The following is an 18,328-nucleotide window of genomic DNA, read 5'->3' as shown; positions in this document are numbered from 1 at the left end:
TCAAGATTTTACCATAAGTTTTACGGAAAAGCACTCATATTTTTACGACGTGAATGGATATTTAACAGATGGAGTGTTCAGTCTTATATCTAGAAGAAGAAAAAGATTAAATGTAAATCTTATTACACCTGATCAATTAGAGATTAATCAGGTGTTTTTCTATGGCTTACCTTACAGGTAATGATTTCTTTCTTATTTTCATATAGATGATAAGTACAACTAGAATAGCAATTGGAACAATTATCATCCATATCATCAACTCTTCTGGAAAAAATGATTTTGAAGCTGATTCTTTCTCTTTTTCTTGTGCATTAAGAGGAATACGATGTCCTCTAACTAGCAATCTATGTGTATTCACCCCATAAGGTGTACAAGTAATCAACGTCGCATAATCTTGATCTTTCACAACTAATAAGTCATTTGTTTCATTGGGTAATACCACTTTAATTTGATCGACCCTGTAAGCAAGGGTTTTATCTAATGAATGAATGTAGAAAACATCAGATTTTTCTAGTTTATCTAGATTGCTAAATAAGACTGCAGAAGGCAAACCACGATGTCCTGTCAAAACGGTATGCGTACCTTCTCCTCCAATTGGTAAAGATGATTCATCTACATGACCTACCCCGCGACTTAAAACTTCCTCAGAGGTTCCTTGATAAATCGGAAGTTTTACGTCTATTTTAGGTATTTCAATATATCCCATTACATCCCCTATATTTAACGCATCTGCATAGGAATTTGAATTTCTATTTTTTTGCCCATTAAATGGATCTGTAAGAGGCTGTGTGGAATTTTGTACTTTTTTATTATATTCATCTGCTTCTTTTGCCCGGAGTTCGATTTCTTGCTTTTCCATTGCTTTTATTTTTGTATCAAAAGAGCTAACCGCAGAATAATGTGCTCTTGTTGCTAACCAATTGCTAACCGTTGGATACAAAAAAACACCAAATCCTACTAAAAAAATGCATCCGAAAATGATGTTTCGTTTCATAATCTGCTCCTTTAAGGGTAGGAAAATACGGAAAAGAGGGAAGCGATTTGCTTCTCCTCTTTTCCTATTACATGTCTAAAACTTTAGTTGTTGGTAGACTTTCTTCTAAAGAGAACAAATGCTGCAACAGCCATTAGGGCAAGACCTACTGCAGTGAACAGAATTGTTCCTATACCACCTGTTAAAGGAAGTACCCAACCACTTTTATTATTCTCTACAGTTAATTCAATTTTTGTGTGATCTTTGTCAATGGTTACCTGGATTGGGTCTCTTAATAATTGATAAGAAGCTATTGTACCATCGTCTTTTGTATAAGTTGGTGATTTTGTTTCAACGATTTGGTACTCGCCGTAAGGAAGGTTATTCCAAGTAATAACGCCGTTCGCATCTGATATGCCTACTACTTCTTTGCCTTCAACTATTACGGTATTCCCTTTTTTATCGACTAATTTAAACTCTGCACCTTGTAATTTCTTATGATCTTTACCACTGTCGATTTTTGTTAATGAAATGCTGCCAGTTGTTGGTGAGACAATTACTGGTTTTGTTTCTTTTTCCTTCGTCACTTCATTTTTGTTTGTGAAATCGATCATCGCTGTATTTGGAATTTTTGTTCCAGCTTCTACACCTTCTTTAATTTGCGCTGTAATTTGTAAATGGAGTTCTTTTTTACCAACTAATTTTGAGAAATCTTTTACAGTAGCTGTTACTTTTTGTCCATCTATCGTTACGTCTACAACACTTGCGTCTACTTCAACGCCATCGATCTTAACGATTGGCTTACCTTGAATCATTAATTGACTATCTAAAGTATCGGAGACAACGTATTGCTTATAATCTTTAATATCTTCTGGAATTAATGTTTTAATATCATAATTAAAATTTGTGATTGGATTAATTGGTAAAACTTCTAATTCTCCGTTAACTTTTTTATCAATCGTAGGCTCTTCGAAGTTTTTCATTTTTACTTTTACTAGTACACCAGATGTAATGGTACCATCTTCATTCGTTGTACCTGATTGTTCAATGGAGAACGCATACTTTGTTGAATCTAGAACATATCCATCCGGCGCTTTTGTTTCTTGGAAATAGTATTTACCATATTCCAAACCTTGTACACGGATTTTCCCGTCTGCACCTGTTACTAAAACATTTTTATTAATTTTTGTACCATCTTCTTTAAATAAAGAGAATTCAGCACCGGCTAATTCTGTATCATTTGCACCTGTTTTTGTTAGTTCTACTGCACCACGCTTGATTTCATTCTTTGGGTAGATGTGAACATCATAATTTAACACATCTCCGTTTTTATTTGTCATTGGAATGTCAACTGTATACGTATTTGGGTTTAAATTAACATGCGCTGGACCAGAAATTTCCTTCACTTCATATCGACCTAAAGGTAATTCTTTAAATACAGCTTCCCCTTTGTCGTTTGTTGTAATTGTAATGGTCTTTCCGTTTGTAACAGGTTTTACATTTTCTTTTACGATTTTTCCTTCATTTGAGATTTTTTCAAATGATGCAATTTGTTTAATTTCATACGTTACGCCTGGTAATGGTTTCACGCCATCTGGAATGGTTTGATTTGCAGAACCATCACCTTCTACGCCCTTGTCTCCATCTTTCTCTTGCTCGTACTTATGAATGGTTAAAGAACCTTTCTCTTTAGACTCTGACTCTGCATTTGCAATTAAATTAGGAAGCATTGATAAAGTTAGCACAAAGGCCAACATAATATTAAAGATTTTCTTCATGTGCTTTCTCCTCACCATCTCTATGAATTTTTTAATTTTAAAATCTACCAGCCACTTTTTTACGGAAATAAAAGAATAAAGTTAATAGCATTACTATGCTGCCGCCGAAATAGAAGATTGGAGTTCCCGTACCACCTGTACTAGGAATTGTCCATTCTCTTTTTGTATTTTCTACTTGTATTTTTTGTATAGGAGTTTCCAGTGTAATTTCTGCTTCAATTGGATCTCTTAACAGCATGTAGCCATCTGGTGCTTGTACTTCTTTAATTGTGTATTTTCCTAATAAAAGTTGGTCTAAAGTCGCCTTCCCATTTACATCGGTTGTTATTTTACCTACTTCTTTACCGTCTTTGTCTAGTATCTGAAACACGGCGTTTTTTAGTTTGATGTTAGAATCTGAGACATCGACTTTTTCAATTTCAATTTGACCAATCGGCGGTACAACCGTTACTTCATTTGACATCGTCGATTTGTCGTTAAGCAATAGTTCTGCTTTATTAGGGATTCCACCTTTTGATAAGTACTTCGCTAATTCTTCTGTAGACGCCTGATCAGAAATTTTAGAAGTAATATGCAATGTGTAAGTTTCTCCAGCTAAATATGCATAGCTCCCATCTTTCTTTGGCAGTTCTACTGTTACTTTTTTCGAAGTTGGATCAATGTTCGGTTGGACATTGATGTTCTCACCTTTTTTATTGACAACCTTCACATCTACAATATCTAAAACATTCTCTAAATCATCACTCAATACGATGGAATTATAGCCACCAGGTGCATTTCCAAACTCATAATTCACATTCCAGGTAAATTTCTCTTTCGTACTTGATAAAGTTGCCTTTTCGACATTTGTTTCATCATTATCTGAAACGGTTTTATGAAGCTTTGGTTCTTCAATTGGAGGAGTAACGGTAACTTTATTCGATTCCAAAGGCTTATTATCTAAAATAAGCTTAGCTATATTTGGAATCCCACCGCTTGCGATGAATTGTTTTAGCACATCTAGATTTGTATCCGGCTTGATTTTCGCTTTAATGGTTAATGTATACTGTTGCCCGGCTAGATACGCATATGAACCGTTTTGCTTTGGAAGCGTATACGTAACGATAGACGTAGCTTTATCTATTATCGGGGTTATTTGAATAGTTTCCCCTTTTGCATTTGTTAATTTCGTATCTAAAATATCTAATATATCTTCTAAATCATCCTGCAGGGCAATTACTTGTTTGGATTCTACGTCGAATCCCAATCTGTAATTGATATCATATTGGAATTCTTCATTAATTGAGTTTAGGAGCGCAGCATCTACTAACTTTTGATCAGCATCTGAAACTTTTTTCGATACATTGTTGTAGCATTGATCTGCATTTGGATTTGGGGAGGTCTTCGTTGTTGGAATTTCAATTCTTTGGTCAGATGAAATAAAATATCCACCTGCAACGTCAAATCCATTTGGCTGAGGCTTTGTTTCTTTGACTTTATAAGTAAGGGTGTATGTTCCTGCTGGTTGTCTTGCTAGATCCCAAGTTAATTGGTTATCTTTCAAAACAGGTTTTGTAGTAGAACCGTTCGGTCCAGATACATTAAATTCTGTTACTTGCAAGTCATTATAAAAATCTAAAACCATTTTGTCGTTTTTGGTAACTTCGGTTACTGTGTCAAATAATTTCTTAGTAAACTCTTCAATATTATTGGATAAAACAAACCATTCTGGTTTTGTCGCCATATTTTGAAGGGCATTCTGTGCATATGGTCCTACTACGTCGTACTTTGTATAATATTGATCAGAAGCAGATAAAGCTTTTTTATCTTCCCAGAAAGCAGTAACTAATTTATACCCTTTTCCTTTTATCAGATTCGCTTGATCGGTTACTTGAGACAACGCCCCTTTGTAATCTTGACCGTATTCTAAAGAGCTATATCCCTTTCCTGTATCTGTTAGTTGATTTGTTTCTTTATAGATATATCCATCTAACTGGACGTTCGCAACACCATCTGTTACTAGCAAAAATACAGTTTCTCGATCTGGATCGGCTTGTCCTTTTGCTTGTTCATATTGTTGCAAGGCAAACTGTAGACCGCTTGCCATTGGTGTACCGCTATTAGCGTTAATTTTGTCAATCCCATTTTTGGCAGACTGTAGACCACTATTTAAACCTGACTGCAAAGTGGTTTTTATGCCCGTTCCACTTTTATCCAGCACGCTACCGTTCATCTTTTTAAATCCAAGATAATCTTGAAAGCTTGTTACCATAACTCGATCATTTTGTGGATCCAATTGATCGACAATACTTTTTAATGATTTTTTCACATTTGGTAAGGTGTTCTGAAAACTACCACTTGCATCTTGAACAATAACAAGGTCTACTTTCTTTTTGTTAGAGGGCCATTGAAACTTGAGTTGTCCTTCATATTCTCTTAAACACAGATTAGCTGCTTCTTTTGTTTGTATTGTATGACTTATGTCTTTTACCGGAGATGCAGCAAAAGATGTCAATCCTGGTGAGAATAGCTGCAGTAGTAAAAGAAAAATCATCAATACAGATGCTTTTTTCTTCATTCCTTTAGCTCCTTTCCCCCCTTTTTGAAATATTAGTTTCATTCATCAGCATTTTTTGAAGTAACATCCACAGTCATGAAACGAAAAATTTCGCCTCCTTTTATGACTTTTTTAGTAAATGTTACCTACATGTAAAATATTATGTGGTTTTTTGTTAAATTTATGGTATTTTTTCCGTATAATTGGTATTTTTTATCAAAAGCAAGATTAATTTGTTGGTGTGGATAAATTCGATGTTAGAATCATTAATTGAATACTTTATTGTTTGCTAGATTCAATAGTTCATACAAATCTAGGGAGAGAGTATATAAATCCCTCAATGTATCTGATATAGAGAACATCTGTCGTAACAATCATGCTGGAAGAGTATATACATGGTTTCAACGTTTCTAAGAGAAAAATTTGGGAAACAATCACAGCTATTGAGGAATTAGAAAATGATGGACAACTCTGCTCAATTCTAGATATTCTTCTTCTCTTGGACATAAAAACGCCCCTTTGGAAAATCAAAACCAAAGGGGTAAAACGGTGTAACTTTTTTTGTAACCGATAGTGAAGCAGTATTGCATGACAGGTTACATGTAATTAAGGCAGAGGGCCTTTACATATGTTTGACGATTCCTTAACTCAATTACAAGGTCTTTATACATCCGCAGTAAAGCAAAGATCTTGTGAGTTGGGATCTACTTGGTACGGAGTTGAATTCCAAAGAACCTTCGTTAACTCTGATTGTTAGCTTGGCACTCGTATGGTACAGACTGCTTACGAAAACGATTTTAAGGTAATAAATAATTTTAAAAGATGTTAAAAATAGGAAAGGAGTTATTTCTCCTTTCCTATTTTTCCTATAGCTTGTTACCACAGCTATCCTCCCATACTATTTTCCCGCGGATAACCAGTTCCGTTCCTTTAAACCCTTCGAGGATTATATCAGAAGCAGCATTTTTCTGTTTTTGCATTGCAACGATGCGAATGGTATCATTTCTGAAAACAGGTTTTAGAAATTGCATGTCATAGGAGGAAATCCTCAATCCCTTTTCCGCAAAAAAAGAGGTAATTTCGAGGGTAAGGCCCATGGTTAACATGCCATGGGCAATGGGAGCGGGGAATCCGGCACGCTCTGCTTCCTTTTGATTAAGATGAATCGGATTTAAGTCTCCGGATAGACAGGCATATTGGTTAATTTTTTCTTCTGTTATTGTGAATGTACGACTAATTCTGACACACATTGAAAACACTCGCTTCCTTCTAAGTCATAACCAATCAGCGTCTGAGTATAAAAGGTATACTTTCCTTTCTTTATTTCCTTATCAAGCGTTACCTTGCAGCGAAAACGGTCCCCGATGGACAGCTCCTTTGAACAAGTACATATCTGCTTCCGGTGGATCGGTGCTGCTTCATACTGCCATGGAACGTTCATGAATTGATAAAAGAGCATCGGAAAGGTAGGCGGTAATTTTGTTTGTTTTCCGAAAATCTTCTCAAAGCCTTGGACCATTTCTTTGGTGATTGTTACGATCACTTCGTCTGTTTTCAAGATATCCTCTCCCATAACATAGAAAGCCCGATACCGCCACCTATCCCAATCGTTGAAATCGCATAGTTTGCTTGATACCGCTGGACTTCATAAAACAATCTCGTTACCAGGATTGCTCCGGATGCTCCATAAGGATGACCTAAGGCAATGGCCCCGCCCTCCACGTTTAACTTTTCATACGGAATAGATAACTCCCTTGCACAAGCGACGACCTTTGAAGCAAAGGCTTCGTTTAATTCAATGAGGTCGATGTCCGACATCAATAAGGAATTCCTCGACAATAGTTTTGAAACAGCTGGAATTGGACCGACGCCTGGGTAGTTTGGGTCCACTCCCGTTACGACACTATCCACAAACCGTAGAATGGGCTGGTACCCAAGTTCTTTTGCTTTTTCCTCTGACATCACAAGAACTGCCGCTGCCCCATCATTGATGCCGCAGCAATTTCCCAGCGTCACCGTGCCATTTTCTTTAAAACAAGGTGATAAACGCCGTAGCATCCGTTCATAATTCGTCTTTAGATTGATGCCTTCATCATAGAAAGGGAGATTGGGAATGGGGACGATTTCCATTGAAAAATAGCCTTTTTTAACTGATTCGACAGCCCGTTTATAACTTAATAAGGCAAATTCATCCTGAATGGAACGTGTAATCCCAAATTTTTCAGCCACATTCTCGGCAGCCACACCCATATCGGGGTCACCAATCCGTTCTGGTGAAAAGCGGGCACGCTGGACGAACGGCGATAGACTGCTACTTTCGACCCCGCCTGCAATATAGATTTGACCTGCCCCTCCTTGGATGAGATAACAGGCAAGGCGGATCGCCTCTAATCCTGAACCGCATTGCCGGTCAATTGTCATACCTGGTACCGTAAGCGGCAGGCCGCTCTCCAAACCTGATAATCTGGCTAGATTTCCTCCAGGCCCTACGGCATTTCCTAAAATCACTTCGTCGACCTCTTCAGTCAGGTTGGTTGTGAGAGCTTGGATGACAAAAGCGGCCAATTGCTCAGGTGAGTATTCTTTTAAGATGCCGCCTTTTTTTCCTATTACTGTTCGCTTGGCTTTGACGATCACCGCTCGGCTCATTTTAACACCCCCTGTTCAAACAGCTTCCTTAATTCTTGGCGTGAAATTTTTCCACCAGTGGTATATGTAAAATTTTCAACCTTTCGAAAGACGCGGGGAATTTTATAAGCAGGTAAAGTTTGGAGACAGTAATGCTTTATAGAAGGGATTGACACTTCTCCTTTTATACAGGCCACCGGTTTTTGTCCCCAGTACTCATCTTTGATACCAAATACAACTGCTTCTTCCACCCCAGGGCATTTTTTCAACGCTTCCTCGATTTCTTGTGGGTAAATATTTGTCCCTCCGTAAAGGATCATGTCATTTTGCCGTCCTAGTATATATAGGTAGCCTTCCTCATCCACTTTGGCCATATCATAAACAGTTGCCCATTCTCCTTGTAATACCTTTTTTGTTTCTTCTTCATTATCTATATAGCCATCAAAGATCATCTTACTTTTTACGTATAGTAATCCTTCTTCGCCGGCCGGAGCGGGTCCATTTTTACCGCGGATGCAGATTTCAACATTATGGAAAGGCCGGCCGACAGAAGCAGCATATTGTCTTTGCTCGTTGCTTTTTAGCACGGTAACAAAGCTGAGCTCGGATGTGCCGTAAAACTCATAAAAACGGGCGTTAGGGAAATGGAACCGCATTTGTTCCTTTGTCAGCGGCAGCCACTTGGCTCCCGTAGAAATAAAGGTGATCGTCTGTTCATCCCGGCAGCCTTCCGTTAATAACCCCTGGATCATTGTTGGTACAACATATACCGTAGTAATCGGATAAAGATGCAGAAACTCCATAATACGAGCAGGAGAGAATTTAGCCAGCACATAAATCGTGCCCCCTAAAAATAACGTACTTAAGGCCCCGTATAAAAAGGTGGAATTCACAAAGGAACCTGGAATGAGTACATGCTCATCTTCCGTCATCCCAAGATCCGCTTGATTGCAACGAAAGCTCTCAACCCATGAGGTATGAGATCTTACGAAGGCCTTTGGCTTTCCTGTCGAACCAGAAGTAAATCCAATGTAAAAAGGAGCCTCATTCTCAGCTTCGACCATTGGCAAATCTATATCAGGATGAATCCATTTTTCAAATTCATCTGAATAAATCACACGGAGAGGAAGCTTGTCTAAGGTTGGTTTCATCTTTTCATCGGCAATGATCAGATCTGGCTTCGTTTGATCGAGTCGTTCCTTTATTTCTTGTTCTTTCCATCTCATATCTCCAACAATACTAGCCCAGCCGGCGAAACTGGCACCAGCGAATAATTGGAGAAACAAACGATTATTTGGTAAAAATAATGCCACCCGTTTGTAAACAGGAACCTCGCTAAAGAAAGCAGCCGCCGTCTGCTGTACGAGTTCATTCCATGCTCTATAGGTAATCACTTCATTTTCTGTGACAATCGCAGGCTTATTGGGATTCTTTTTTGCAGACAGATGAAAGGTACCTGTAATTCTCATCCTATGCCTCGATCTCTTTATTTACCCGAATTGCTTTTTGCAATTTTATAGCCAGCAAGGAAGCAACGACCACTTTAATGAAGTCACCTGGAAGAAACACAAGGCTCATGTAGGCCGCTTTTGCAATTGATATATTCATCATCAGTGCTTGAAAGGGAATACCAAATAAATACACAACGAAAATACCGCCGAGAATATTGATTAGCATTATCTTAATGATTGAAATTTTTTTCATTCGATAGGCAAAATACCCGATCACATAGGCACCTACAATATAGCTGATTAAGTAGCCTCCAGAAGGACTAGCAAAAACACCGATTCCACCTCGTCCGCCAGATAACAATGGCATACCTGCCGCCACAACAAGCAAAAATAAGGCTTGGCTAAGTGCCGCATACTTAGGACCTAGACGAGCTCCTAATATAGAACCAGAAAGCATGACTCCCATCGATTGTAAGGTAATAGGCACAGGTGTAAAACTCAAAAAGATAGGCGGAATCACCCCTAGTGCCCCCATAATTGCCGCAAACATAGAAACATAAACCATATTTATTAATTTCATATCTTATGTTAACCTCCATTTAAAATTAGGTAACATAAGTATAAGGGATGTTTTTGCAAGAATACAATGGCAGAACTTTCCCATTACGATGAGAAATTTGATATTCAAATCCCGTCCAGAGCGCTCATTTGTAGATCGTTCTGTAGCGATGATATTATTAGAATAATTCAGCACAATTTTGTATGAAGTGGAGGAATTAGAATGCTACCTATTACGATACCTGATCTTTCGTCAAGACCATTTCATCTGAAGGTTGAACGCTTGATGGATGCAGCGCCCGGCGTGCTTTTTCGAGCTTGGACGGAACAATTTGACCGTTGGTTCGCAGCACCTGGAACGATGGTAATGAAGGGAGAAGTCAACTCGGTCTTCTTTTTTGAGACAATCTTTAAGCCCAACGAGCATAGTGAGACACAGCATCATCCTCATTACGGACGATTTCTAAGACTTGAGCAAGACTGTCTCGTTGAAATGACGTGGGTTACTGGTGCAGGGGGAACAAAGGGGGCTGAGACCGTCGTCACAGTTGAACTTGAACCTTTCGGTAATGGCACTCAGCTACGTCTTACGCACGCAGGATTTCCAGATGAGGAGTCAAAGAACCAGCACGAACAGGCATGGCCGATTGTGCTTGAGCACCTAGACAAGTGTATGATAGAACGGGATTAGTTAAATAACTCCTAAATTATAAAAAGGTTGTGATGGTATGTGCGGGAGATTCACTTTAATTGACGATTTAGGGAGTGTTGCAGAACGTTTTGAAGCAATATTTCCAGGTGATTTAGAGTACCATCCCCGATACAATATTGCTCCTTCGCAAAATATTCTTGCTGTCGTGAATGATGGAAAAAACAATCGTTTAGGGGAGCTTCGTTGGGGGTTGATTCCATCCTGGGCGAAAGATATAAAAATAGGCTACAAATTGATTAATGCTAGAACAGAAACATTACAAGAAAAGCCTTCTTTTCAATCCTCTTTTAAGCGGAGACGCTGCATTATTCCTGTAGATAGCTTTTATGAATGGAAAAAGAAAGATGGAAAGAAAATTCCAATGAGAATTCAGCTTCAATCACATGAGATTTTTTCATTTGCAGGTTTATGGGATCGATGGGAGCAAAATGATAAAGTAATTCATTCATGCACGATCATTACAACAGAGCCGAATAGCGTAATGAGTGACATCCACGATCGTATGCCTGTCATTTTACAAAGTAAAAAGGATGAAAAGGCTTGGTTAGATAGGTCTATTGATGACTTGGATTTGTTACAACAACTACTTATTCCGTATTCAGGGGAACAAATGGAAGCATACGAGATTTCAGATTTAGTCAATTCACCGAAAAATGACCTTCCAGAAGTAATAAAGCCAGTTTATTAAAACTTAGAGCATAAGTTCCTGCCGAATATAATGCAAAAAGAGAACCGAAATAACGTACCAACGTTATTTCGGTTCTCTTTTTGCGTTCAGAAACCCGAAAATGTCTGAAGAATTTCGTGAGTACCAAATTTTTACCAGATATTTACCTGACATAAATATCAAGTGGCATGATAACTCTAAAAAAGAGCTGGTTCTAATCTTTAAATAAGACATTCAACCAAAAATTGAATATCGGAAAGAAGGCATTATTTATGGACAAGACAAAACAATTAACACTTTACGGATTGATTGGTATTACGATGGCTTTTTTTGGGACTGTACGTAGTGTGCCAACCCTTGCTATTACTGGTTGGACGCAAATTTTTTATATGCTCGTTGCTGCGTTGGCATTTGCTTTACCGATTGCATTAATGTCAGCTGAACTCTCAACAGGATTCACTGAAGAAGGAGGACCTCAAGTTTGGGTGACTCACGGTTTAGGTGAAAAATGGGGATTTGTTACCTCCTGGTTATTATGGGTTCAAATGTTTTTTGGGATGGTTATGGTTTCTTCAACTGTAGGAGTTCTATTAGGGTACGTCATTAATAAACCCCATTTATCTTCAAATAATTATTTTATTTTCTTTATTATCCTTATCTCGTACTGGAGTGTAACCTTATTGAATCTTCAGTTTGATATGGTTAAAGTTGCAGGTAATTGGGGAGCGGTTATTGGTGTGTATATTCCATTTGTATTTCTTGTTATTCTAGGTGTCGCTTACATGATGAAAAACGGGATTCAGCCTAATAGTTATTTAGGGGGCTTTAAGCGAAGTGATCTTGTTCCTAATTTTAAGGATTTAGGAAGTATAACTTATCTATCGGGGATTATCTTTATTTTTGCAGGAGTAGAAATTTCGTCTGTACATGCGAATGCAATTGAAAATCCAAAACGTAACTATCCGATTGCTGTTATCGCTTCAGTAATTTTATTAGCAATTTTTAATATCATTGCTGGTTTAACTGAAGCAAATGCAGTACCAAAAGGTAAATTGGAGCTTGCTAATATTACACAGCCATATTTGATCTTCTGCACGGATTTAGGTATTCCCATTATTTTTGTAAATCTCATTTCATTGATGATATTAATTGGGGTTTTAGTACAGTTAAGCGCATGGGTGCTTGGACCAAGTAAATCGATGATTACAGTTGCAGAAGCAGGTAACCTTCCGAAATTCTTTCAAAAGAGAACGAAGAGAGATATTCCCATTACATTTGTGATGATTCAAGCAATTGTAATTTCCTTAGTGTCTATCTTATATATAGTAGTTCCAGATGTTAGCAGTGCATTCTTTATTCTTACAATTACAACAACGATTTTGTATTGTGTTGTATATATTTTAATCGCTCTCTCAGCGATTCGTTTACGTTATACAATGCCTGATCTTCAAAGACCATTCAGATTGGGTAGTAATGGAAATGGGTTAATGTGGATTGTCTTCCTTCTTTCGATGATAAGTATCATTTTTACAATTATTGTAAGCCTTATTCCGCCATCGATTTTAAATCCAAATCAATATACGGGATACATTATTTATCAAGTGGTCGCTACATTAGTAATGATTGGTATAGCACTTGTCATCAACAGATTTAAAAAGCCAGAGTGGAAGAAAGAATCATAATTTGGAGGGAACTGAAAAATGAAATATACAATGCCAGATATAGATTTAAAAGCACTATTCTTAGGGGATAAAGGTGAAAATGCCGATTTATTTAAAGAGCTGTTAAACAAGATGGTAGATGAACATGTAGGGTGGCGTCAAAATTACCAACCACAAGATTTACCAGTTATAACTCCGCAAGATAAAAGTTCAAAAAGCTTTCAAGAAACGGCGGATCATATCCGCAGCGTAATGAATGTATTATCATCAAATCTTCGTACGAATTCATTGCCATGGCATTCGGCAGGACGGTTTTGGGGACATATGAATTCTGAAACATTAATGCCAGCTATTATTGCGTATACAGCTGCAATGTTATGGAATGGGAATAATGTGGCATATGAATCTTCACCAGGTACTTCTCAAATGGAAGAAGAAGTAGGACATGAATTTGCTGCTATGATGAGCTATCAAAAAGGTAAGAGTTGGGGGCATATTTGTGCAGATGGTTCAATTGCTAATCTAGAAGGCCTTTGGTATGCAAGAAACATGAAGTCTCTTCCTTTAGCGATTAAAGAAGTAGCTCCTGAATTTGTTAAAGATAAATCGGAATGGCAATTATTAAATATGTCTACAGAAGAGATTTTAAATCTTTTAGATCAAATTCCTGAAAAAATTGATGAAATCAAAGCGCACTCTGCACGTAGTGGTCAACATCTACAAGAGCTGGGTAAATGGTTGATTCCACAAACCAAACACTATTCTTGGCTAAAAGCAGCAGACATTATTGGCATAGGCCTTGATGGAGTGGAAGCAATTGATGTTGATAATAACTACCGTATGGATATCGGGAAACTTGAAGAAAAAATTCGAGCATTAGCTGCAGAAAAAAAACCTATTCTCGGTGTGGTGGGTGTTATTGGTACAACAGAAGAAGGACAAGTAGATCATATTGATAAAATGGTTGCGCTGCGCGATAAATTAATGCAAGAGGGTATTTACTTCTACATTCATGTAGATGCTGCTTATGGTGGATATGCTCGATCTATTTTCTTAGATGAAAACAATGAATTTATTGATTACAATAAAATTAATGAAGTATATAAAAAATATAATGTTTTTACGGGAAACAATGAATGGTTGACTGAGGATATTTATAATTCATTCAAAGCAATGAGCCAGGTTGAAACCATTACAATTGATCCGCATAAAATGGGGTATATACCTTACTCTGCCGGTGGAATTGTTGTAAAAGATATTAGAATGCGTGACGTCATTTCATACTTTGCAACATATGTATTTGAAAAGGGAGCAGATATTCCTGCATTGCTTGGTGCATATATTCTTGAAGGCTCTAAAGCAGGGGCAACTGCAGCCGCAGTTTGGACAGCCCATAAAGTATTACCATTAAACGTAACTGGTTATGGTAAATTACTTGGTGCAAGTATTGAAGGAGCTTATCTTTTTTATCACTTCTTACAGGGTAAGAAATTTAAAGTTGGAGATAAGACGATTAATGTTTATCCATTAACAAAACCCGATTTTAATATGGTTGATTATGTATTTAATGAAGAAGGAAACACGGATTTAGGAAAAATGAACAAATTAAACCATGACTTTTTTGGTCAAGCTTCTTACGTTGAAGGTCAACTTTATAGCAATGAATTTATTACATCTCATACAGATTTTGCTATTCCTGACTATGGTAACAGCCCACTACCATATGTGAAAAGTCTTGGAATTAGTGAAAGCGAATGGAATAAAGAAGGGAAGATAACAGTACTACGGGCTTGTGCGTTGTCTCCGTACGCTCATTATAAAGATGTATTCGAAGAATATGCTACTAAGATTCAGAATGCAATGCAATCTAAACTTGAGAAGATTTATAATGTGAAGAGCTAGCTCTTCATTGGATACTAGGAGTAAATTTTAAATCCAAAGGTGTTGAAAAAGCTGGTTTTTCTTAAGAAAAATCAGCTTTTTTTTATTAGGACAAATCAATTGTTTTAATAATACAAAAATGTATAAATATAGTATGATTTAAATGAATGAAATAAAAAGGAGGTATGTATGAAAAAGTTAAAATTTTTACTTTTTGCTACTGTAGCTTGTGTAAGTTTAGCAGTGTCCTTAGGCATTATTACTGTATTTGCAACGACCAGTAAAGAAACTTCAGCAAACAATGACCCTCTTACCCAATTTAAAACCGCCCCAGAAATTTCATTTCCTATTCAAAATTCAAATGATACAGAAGATCCTGCTGGTTACTGGACAAAAGAAAAAATGGAGAATGCCATCCCAGAAGACGGAATAAATAATGGTGAAAAAAAGGAATCTATTCAGAAGGGATTTAAATCTCCATCAATAGGAGAACCAACCAACATTTCTGATCCAGTTGCACCGGAATCTAGTGAGGGAATACGTTAGTCTTTCCAAACAGAAGCTAACCGTCTAATTCCTTCTGTTATTTCATGGATTGGCAATGCGCCGTAGCCTAAAATCACCATATTTTGCGTGGCCTCCGTTTGATAGGAAGTCGAAATAGGGTCAACTGCCACTTCTACGTTACGAGCACGTGTGATAGCTTCACTCTCGCATAACCATGAGGGTAATTGTAAAACAATGTGTAACCCCGAATATTCACCAATGACAGTAAATTCATCTCCTAAATGATCTTGGATGCTGTTTATAAGTGCTATGCGCTTTGTTCGATAAAGTGTTCGCATTTTTGCTATATGCTTCGCGTATAAATCTTGAGCGATAAAATCTGCAATAATTTGTTGGTCGATTTTAGAAACGGTTGATTTCTGCTGATCATTATATTCATTAAATGCCTTTACTAGGGATTTCGGTAGAATCATATAGCTAATGCGTAGGGAAGGTAACAATGTTTTTGAAAATGAACCAAAATAAATAACGCACTGTAATTGATCCATTTGGGCAAGTGATGGAATAGGGGACCCTTTATAACGAAATTCGGAATCATAATCGTCTTCGATTATAAATGCCTTCTGTTCAGAGGCCCAGTTTAGTAACGCTGTTCTTCTTTCAAATGACATCACCATACCTAATGGAAATTGATGCGCAGGTGTTGTATATAAAATATTTATCTTTGTTTGTGGAATAGTCACACCTGATTCGTCAACAACAATTGGGGTGACGGGTAAACGGCATTGCCCAAAAATAAAACGCGCCCGATTAAAACCGGGTTCCTCTAAGCCTACTTGTACATCCCCGAAAAAATGACATAATGCTTGTAATTGATTTTGTGTACCACTATAAATATAAATCTGTGTTGGATCACAGTGAAATCCTCTAGCACGCTCGACATACTTAGCAATTTGTTCACGTAATACATATTCTCCTTGCCAGTTCCCGTTAGGGGCATTAGTAGCGACTATATGTTTACGTCCAAGCTTTCGCCACTGCTGATACGGAAAAGCATTCGCGTCAACTTGTCCATTCCGAAAATTAAAGCGAAATTCTGATGTTGTTTTTTCCATAATTGTTGTCGTTGGTTCGGTTTGTGATAGCCACTCAAATTCAAATGGGGAAACAAAATATCCACGTCTTTGCTCGCTATAAATATATCCCTCAGCTAAAAGTTGTTCATACGACTCTTTGACTGTATGAACACTAACATTAAGTTGCATAGCTAACTCTCTTTTAGAAGGTAGTTGTTCATGAGCATGTAATGTTTTATTAAAAATATTAGTTTTTATTTGCTCGTAAATTTGCATATATTTTGGATTTGATTTTGTAAATGCAATATGTAATTCCACAACCTATCCTCCCTGGTATGGATAAAAATTCATATTTTGGTTATGTATATCATACCAAAATTCGTATTGAATAAGGGTAAGGAGTGGTGTGAAATGCAATATACGAAGTTGGAAAATGAATATGTTAAATTGAAACCGCTGGAGCTAAATGATGCCGAGGGTATCTTTGCAGTTGGTACTGACGAAAAGATTTGGCGGTATATGAGTGTTCAGTTACATAGTAAGGCTGATGTTCAGCAATATGTTAACAAGGCTCTAAAACAGAAGGAGAACGGCGCCGAGTATCCATTTGTCATTATTGATGTAAAAACGAATAACATTATCGGTTCAACGCGGTTCCTGGATATTTCGTTACAGCACAAACGCTTAGAAATCGGCTCTACCTGGATTACACCATGCTATTGGCGTACAGCTATCAACACAAATTGTAAATATTTATTACTAGAATATTGCTTTGAAACAATAGGTATGAACCGTGTGCAAATTAAAACAGACCATGAAAACATCCGTTCACAAAAGGCAATTGAACGACTAGGCGCTGTAAAAGAAGGCATTTTAAGAAATCATATGATTCGAAGAGACGGCACGATACGTCATACCGTTATGTATAGTATCACGAAGGAAGAATGGGCAATTATGAAAGAACAATTTAGAAAGTGGGACAAACAGCATAGACTAATTTATTGAAAAACAATAATTTATTATTGAAAAACGATAAATTTTTATTGAAAAACAATAAATTTTGGTTTATAGTAAATAAAAAAGAAATGAGGTCAAAATCATGAAGAAATTAACTAGTTCGATAGTTTTAAACATCTTATTGATTTTTGGGTTATGTATTACTATTGTTTTGCTGATAGGAACTCCACTGATTATTACAGCTTTTTTCAAAAGTCAGTTTGGGCTATTGGATCATTATTTAGTATGGAGTGTGTCAGCTTGTATTTATTTATGTGCGATTCCATATGTTATTTTGTTATTCAAATTAAAAAAGCTGTCTGATTTAGTAGTGAAAAACAATCCTTTTTCTAACGAAAGTGTAAAATCACTAAAAGTAATTGCGATAAGTTCTTTTAGTGAAGTAATTCTTTTTATTGGATGTGTTAGTTACTTGAAACATTCCGTTCAATTTTTCCAATATACTGTTTTTGGGGGGCCTATCATAGTCGTAGTTTTTATTAGTATAACGATAGGTTTGTTATGTTTTGTTTTAGCAAGATTATTTGAAATTGCAATCGATATTAAAAATGAAAATGATCTAACAATTTAATCATAGGGGGAGTTGATATGCCAATCATAGTGAATCTTGATATCATAATGGATAAAAGAAAAATGAGTTCGACCGAGCTTTCAAAAAAACTAGGAATTACCATGGCTAATCTATCTATTCTTAAAAATAATAAAGCAAAAGCTATTCGCTTTTCCACGCTTGATTCTTTATGTAAAATTTTAGATTGCCAGCCGGGGGATATATTAGAGTATGTAGAGGAATAATTGTTTGAACCTTGTTCTTATTGACGCGTGCTTGAGTTGAAATTAAGTGAGCTGTCTTATTAGGGGTTACAAAATATTAATTTAATAA

General features: G+C 36.9%; 17 protein-coding genes. 8 read left to right on the top strand and 9 right to left on the bottom strand.

Translation table 11 applies throughout. The features are described 5' to 3' along the window. Positions 1–166: 166 nt before the first annotated feature. The 8 genes from ACM5BR_RS17135 to ACM5BR_RS17100 form a co-directional block, all read right to left on the bottom strand. Entirely contained in the window at positions 167–994 is an 828-nt protein-coding gene (locus ACM5BR_RS17135; RefSeq protein ID WP_416829264.1) for a class C sortase, read from the bottom strand. A gap of 83 nt (positions 995–1,077) precedes the next feature. After that, complete coding sequence (locus tag ACM5BR_RS17130) at positions 1,078–2,751, bottom strand: SpaA isopeptide-forming pilin-related protein (RefSeq protein WP_416829262.1); 1,674 nt, start codon at positions 2,749–2,751, stop codon at positions 1,078–1,080. A 37-nt stretch (positions 2,752–2,788) separates the two neighbouring features. Then, positions 2,789–5,308: an isopeptide-forming domain-containing fimbrial protein gene (locus ACM5BR_RS17125; RefSeq protein ID WP_416829260.1), complete on the bottom strand. Its 2,520-nt coding sequence runs from the start codon at positions 5,306–5,308 to the stop codon at positions 2,789–2,791. An 845-nt stretch (positions 5,309–6,153) separates the two neighbouring features. Then, positions 6,154–6,537 carry a MaoC family dehydratase gene (locus tag ACM5BR_RS17120; RefSeq protein WP_416829259.1) on the bottom strand — a complete coding sequence of 128 codons (384 nt, stop codon included), beginning with the start codon at positions 6,535–6,537 and terminating at the stop codon, positions 6,154–6,156. Further along, entirely contained in the window at positions 6,504–6,845 is a 342-nt protein-coding gene (locus ACM5BR_RS17115; RefSeq protein ID WP_416829257.1) for a hypothetical protein, read from the bottom strand. Before ACM5BR_RS17115 ends, ACM5BR_RS17120 begins: the two co-directional genes overlap by 34 nt. Beyond that, positions 6,842–7,936 (bottom strand): acetyl-CoA C-acyltransferase, encoded by a 1,095-nt coding sequence (locus tag ACM5BR_RS17110; RefSeq protein WP_416829255.1) that lies wholly within the window; start codon positions 7,934–7,936, stop codon positions 6,842–6,844. Before ACM5BR_RS17110 ends, ACM5BR_RS17115 begins: the two co-directional genes overlap by 4 nt. Next, a complete protein-coding gene (locus tag ACM5BR_RS17105; protein ID WP_416829254.1) occupies positions 7,933–9,384 on the bottom strand; it encodes an AMP-binding protein in 1,452 nt (483 codons plus the stop codon). Before ACM5BR_RS17105 ends, ACM5BR_RS17110 begins: the two co-directional genes overlap by 4 nt. A gap of 1 nt (position 9,385) precedes the next feature. Next, the gene (locus tag ACM5BR_RS17100; protein WP_416829253.1) at positions 9,386–9,946 is read right to left on the bottom strand and encodes a biotin transporter BioY; all 561 of its coding nucleotides are present in this window, start codon (positions 9,944–9,946) and stop codon (positions 9,386–9,388) included. 201 nt (positions 9,947–10,147) lie between these two features. Between ACM5BR_RS17100 and ACM5BR_RS17095 the strand changes: the two genes are divergently transcribed. The 5 genes from ACM5BR_RS17095 (at position 10,148) to ACM5BR_RS17075 (ending at position 15,391) form a co-directional block, all read left to right on the top strand. Continuing rightward, positions 10,148–10,615, top strand: a complete 468-nt coding sequence (locus tag ACM5BR_RS17095; RefSeq protein WP_416829251.1) for an SRPBCC family protein — start codon at positions 10,148–10,150, stop codon at positions 10,613–10,615. A 37-nt stretch (positions 10,616–10,652) separates the two neighbouring features. Next, positions 10,653–11,324, top strand: a complete 672-nt coding sequence (locus ACM5BR_RS17090; RefSeq protein ID WP_416829249.1) for an SOS response-associated peptidase — start codon at positions 10,653–10,655, stop codon at positions 11,322–11,324. A 251-nt stretch (positions 11,325–11,575) separates the two neighbouring features. Further along, entirely contained in the window at positions 11,576–12,985 is a 1,410-nt protein-coding gene (gene tyrP, locus ACM5BR_RS17085; RefSeq protein ID WP_416829247.1) for a tyrosine-tyramine antiporter, read from the top strand. A gap of 18 nt (positions 12,986–13,003) precedes the next feature. After that, entirely contained in the window at positions 13,004–14,866 is a 1,863-nt protein-coding gene (gene tdc / locus ACM5BR_RS17080; protein ID WP_416829246.1) for a tyrosine decarboxylase, read from the top strand. Positions 14,867–15,034: 168 nt separating this feature from the next. After that, positions 15,035–15,391, top strand: a complete 357-nt coding sequence (locus ACM5BR_RS17075; RefSeq protein WP_416829244.1) for a hypothetical protein — start codon at positions 15,035–15,037, stop codon at positions 15,389–15,391. Here ACM5BR_RS17075 and pdxR read toward each other — a convergent pair. Then, the gene (pdxR, locus tag ACM5BR_RS17070) at positions 15,388–16,746 is read right to left on the bottom strand and encodes a MocR-like pyridoxine biosynthesis transcription factor PdxR (RefSeq protein ID WP_416829242.1); all 1,359 of its coding nucleotides are present in this window, start codon (positions 16,744–16,746) and stop codon (positions 15,388–15,390) included. The two genes, ACM5BR_RS17075 and pdxR, sit on opposite strands and share 4 nt — an antisense overlap. Before the next feature lie 93 nt (positions 16,747–16,839). On the opposite strand from pdxR, the gene ACM5BR_RS17065 reads away from it, so the two are divergent. The 3 genes from ACM5BR_RS17065 to ACM5BR_RS17055 all read left to right on the top strand — a co-directional run bounded on the left by ACM5BR_RS17065 (position 16,840) and on the right by ACM5BR_RS17055 (position 18,240). After that, complete coding sequence (locus ACM5BR_RS17065; protein ID WP_416829241.1) at positions 16,840–17,433, top strand: GNAT family N-acetyltransferase; 594 nt, start codon at positions 16,840–16,842, stop codon at positions 17,431–17,433. A gap of 94 nt (positions 17,434–17,527) precedes the next feature. After that, the gene (locus tag ACM5BR_RS17060; protein WP_416829240.1) at positions 17,528–18,016 is read left to right on the top strand and encodes a DUF2975 domain-containing protein; all 489 of its coding nucleotides are present in this window, start codon (positions 17,528–17,530) and stop codon (positions 18,014–18,016) included. Between the two features lie 17 nt (positions 18,017–18,033). Beyond that, positions 18,034–18,240: a helix-turn-helix domain-containing protein gene (locus ACM5BR_RS17055; protein ID WP_416829238.1), complete on the top strand. Its 207-nt coding sequence runs from the start codon at positions 18,034–18,036 to the stop codon at positions 18,238–18,240. Positions 18,241–18,328 lie beyond the last annotated feature (88 nt).

It is taken from the genome of Ectobacillus polymachus (assembly GCF_048159605.1).
Lineage (GTDB): Bacteria > Bacillota > Bacilli > Bacillales > Bacillaceae_G > Ectobacillus > Ectobacillus polymachus.
Note: the sequence above shows the minus strand (reverse complement) of the source record. Positions and strands in the feature narration are given on the sequence as shown.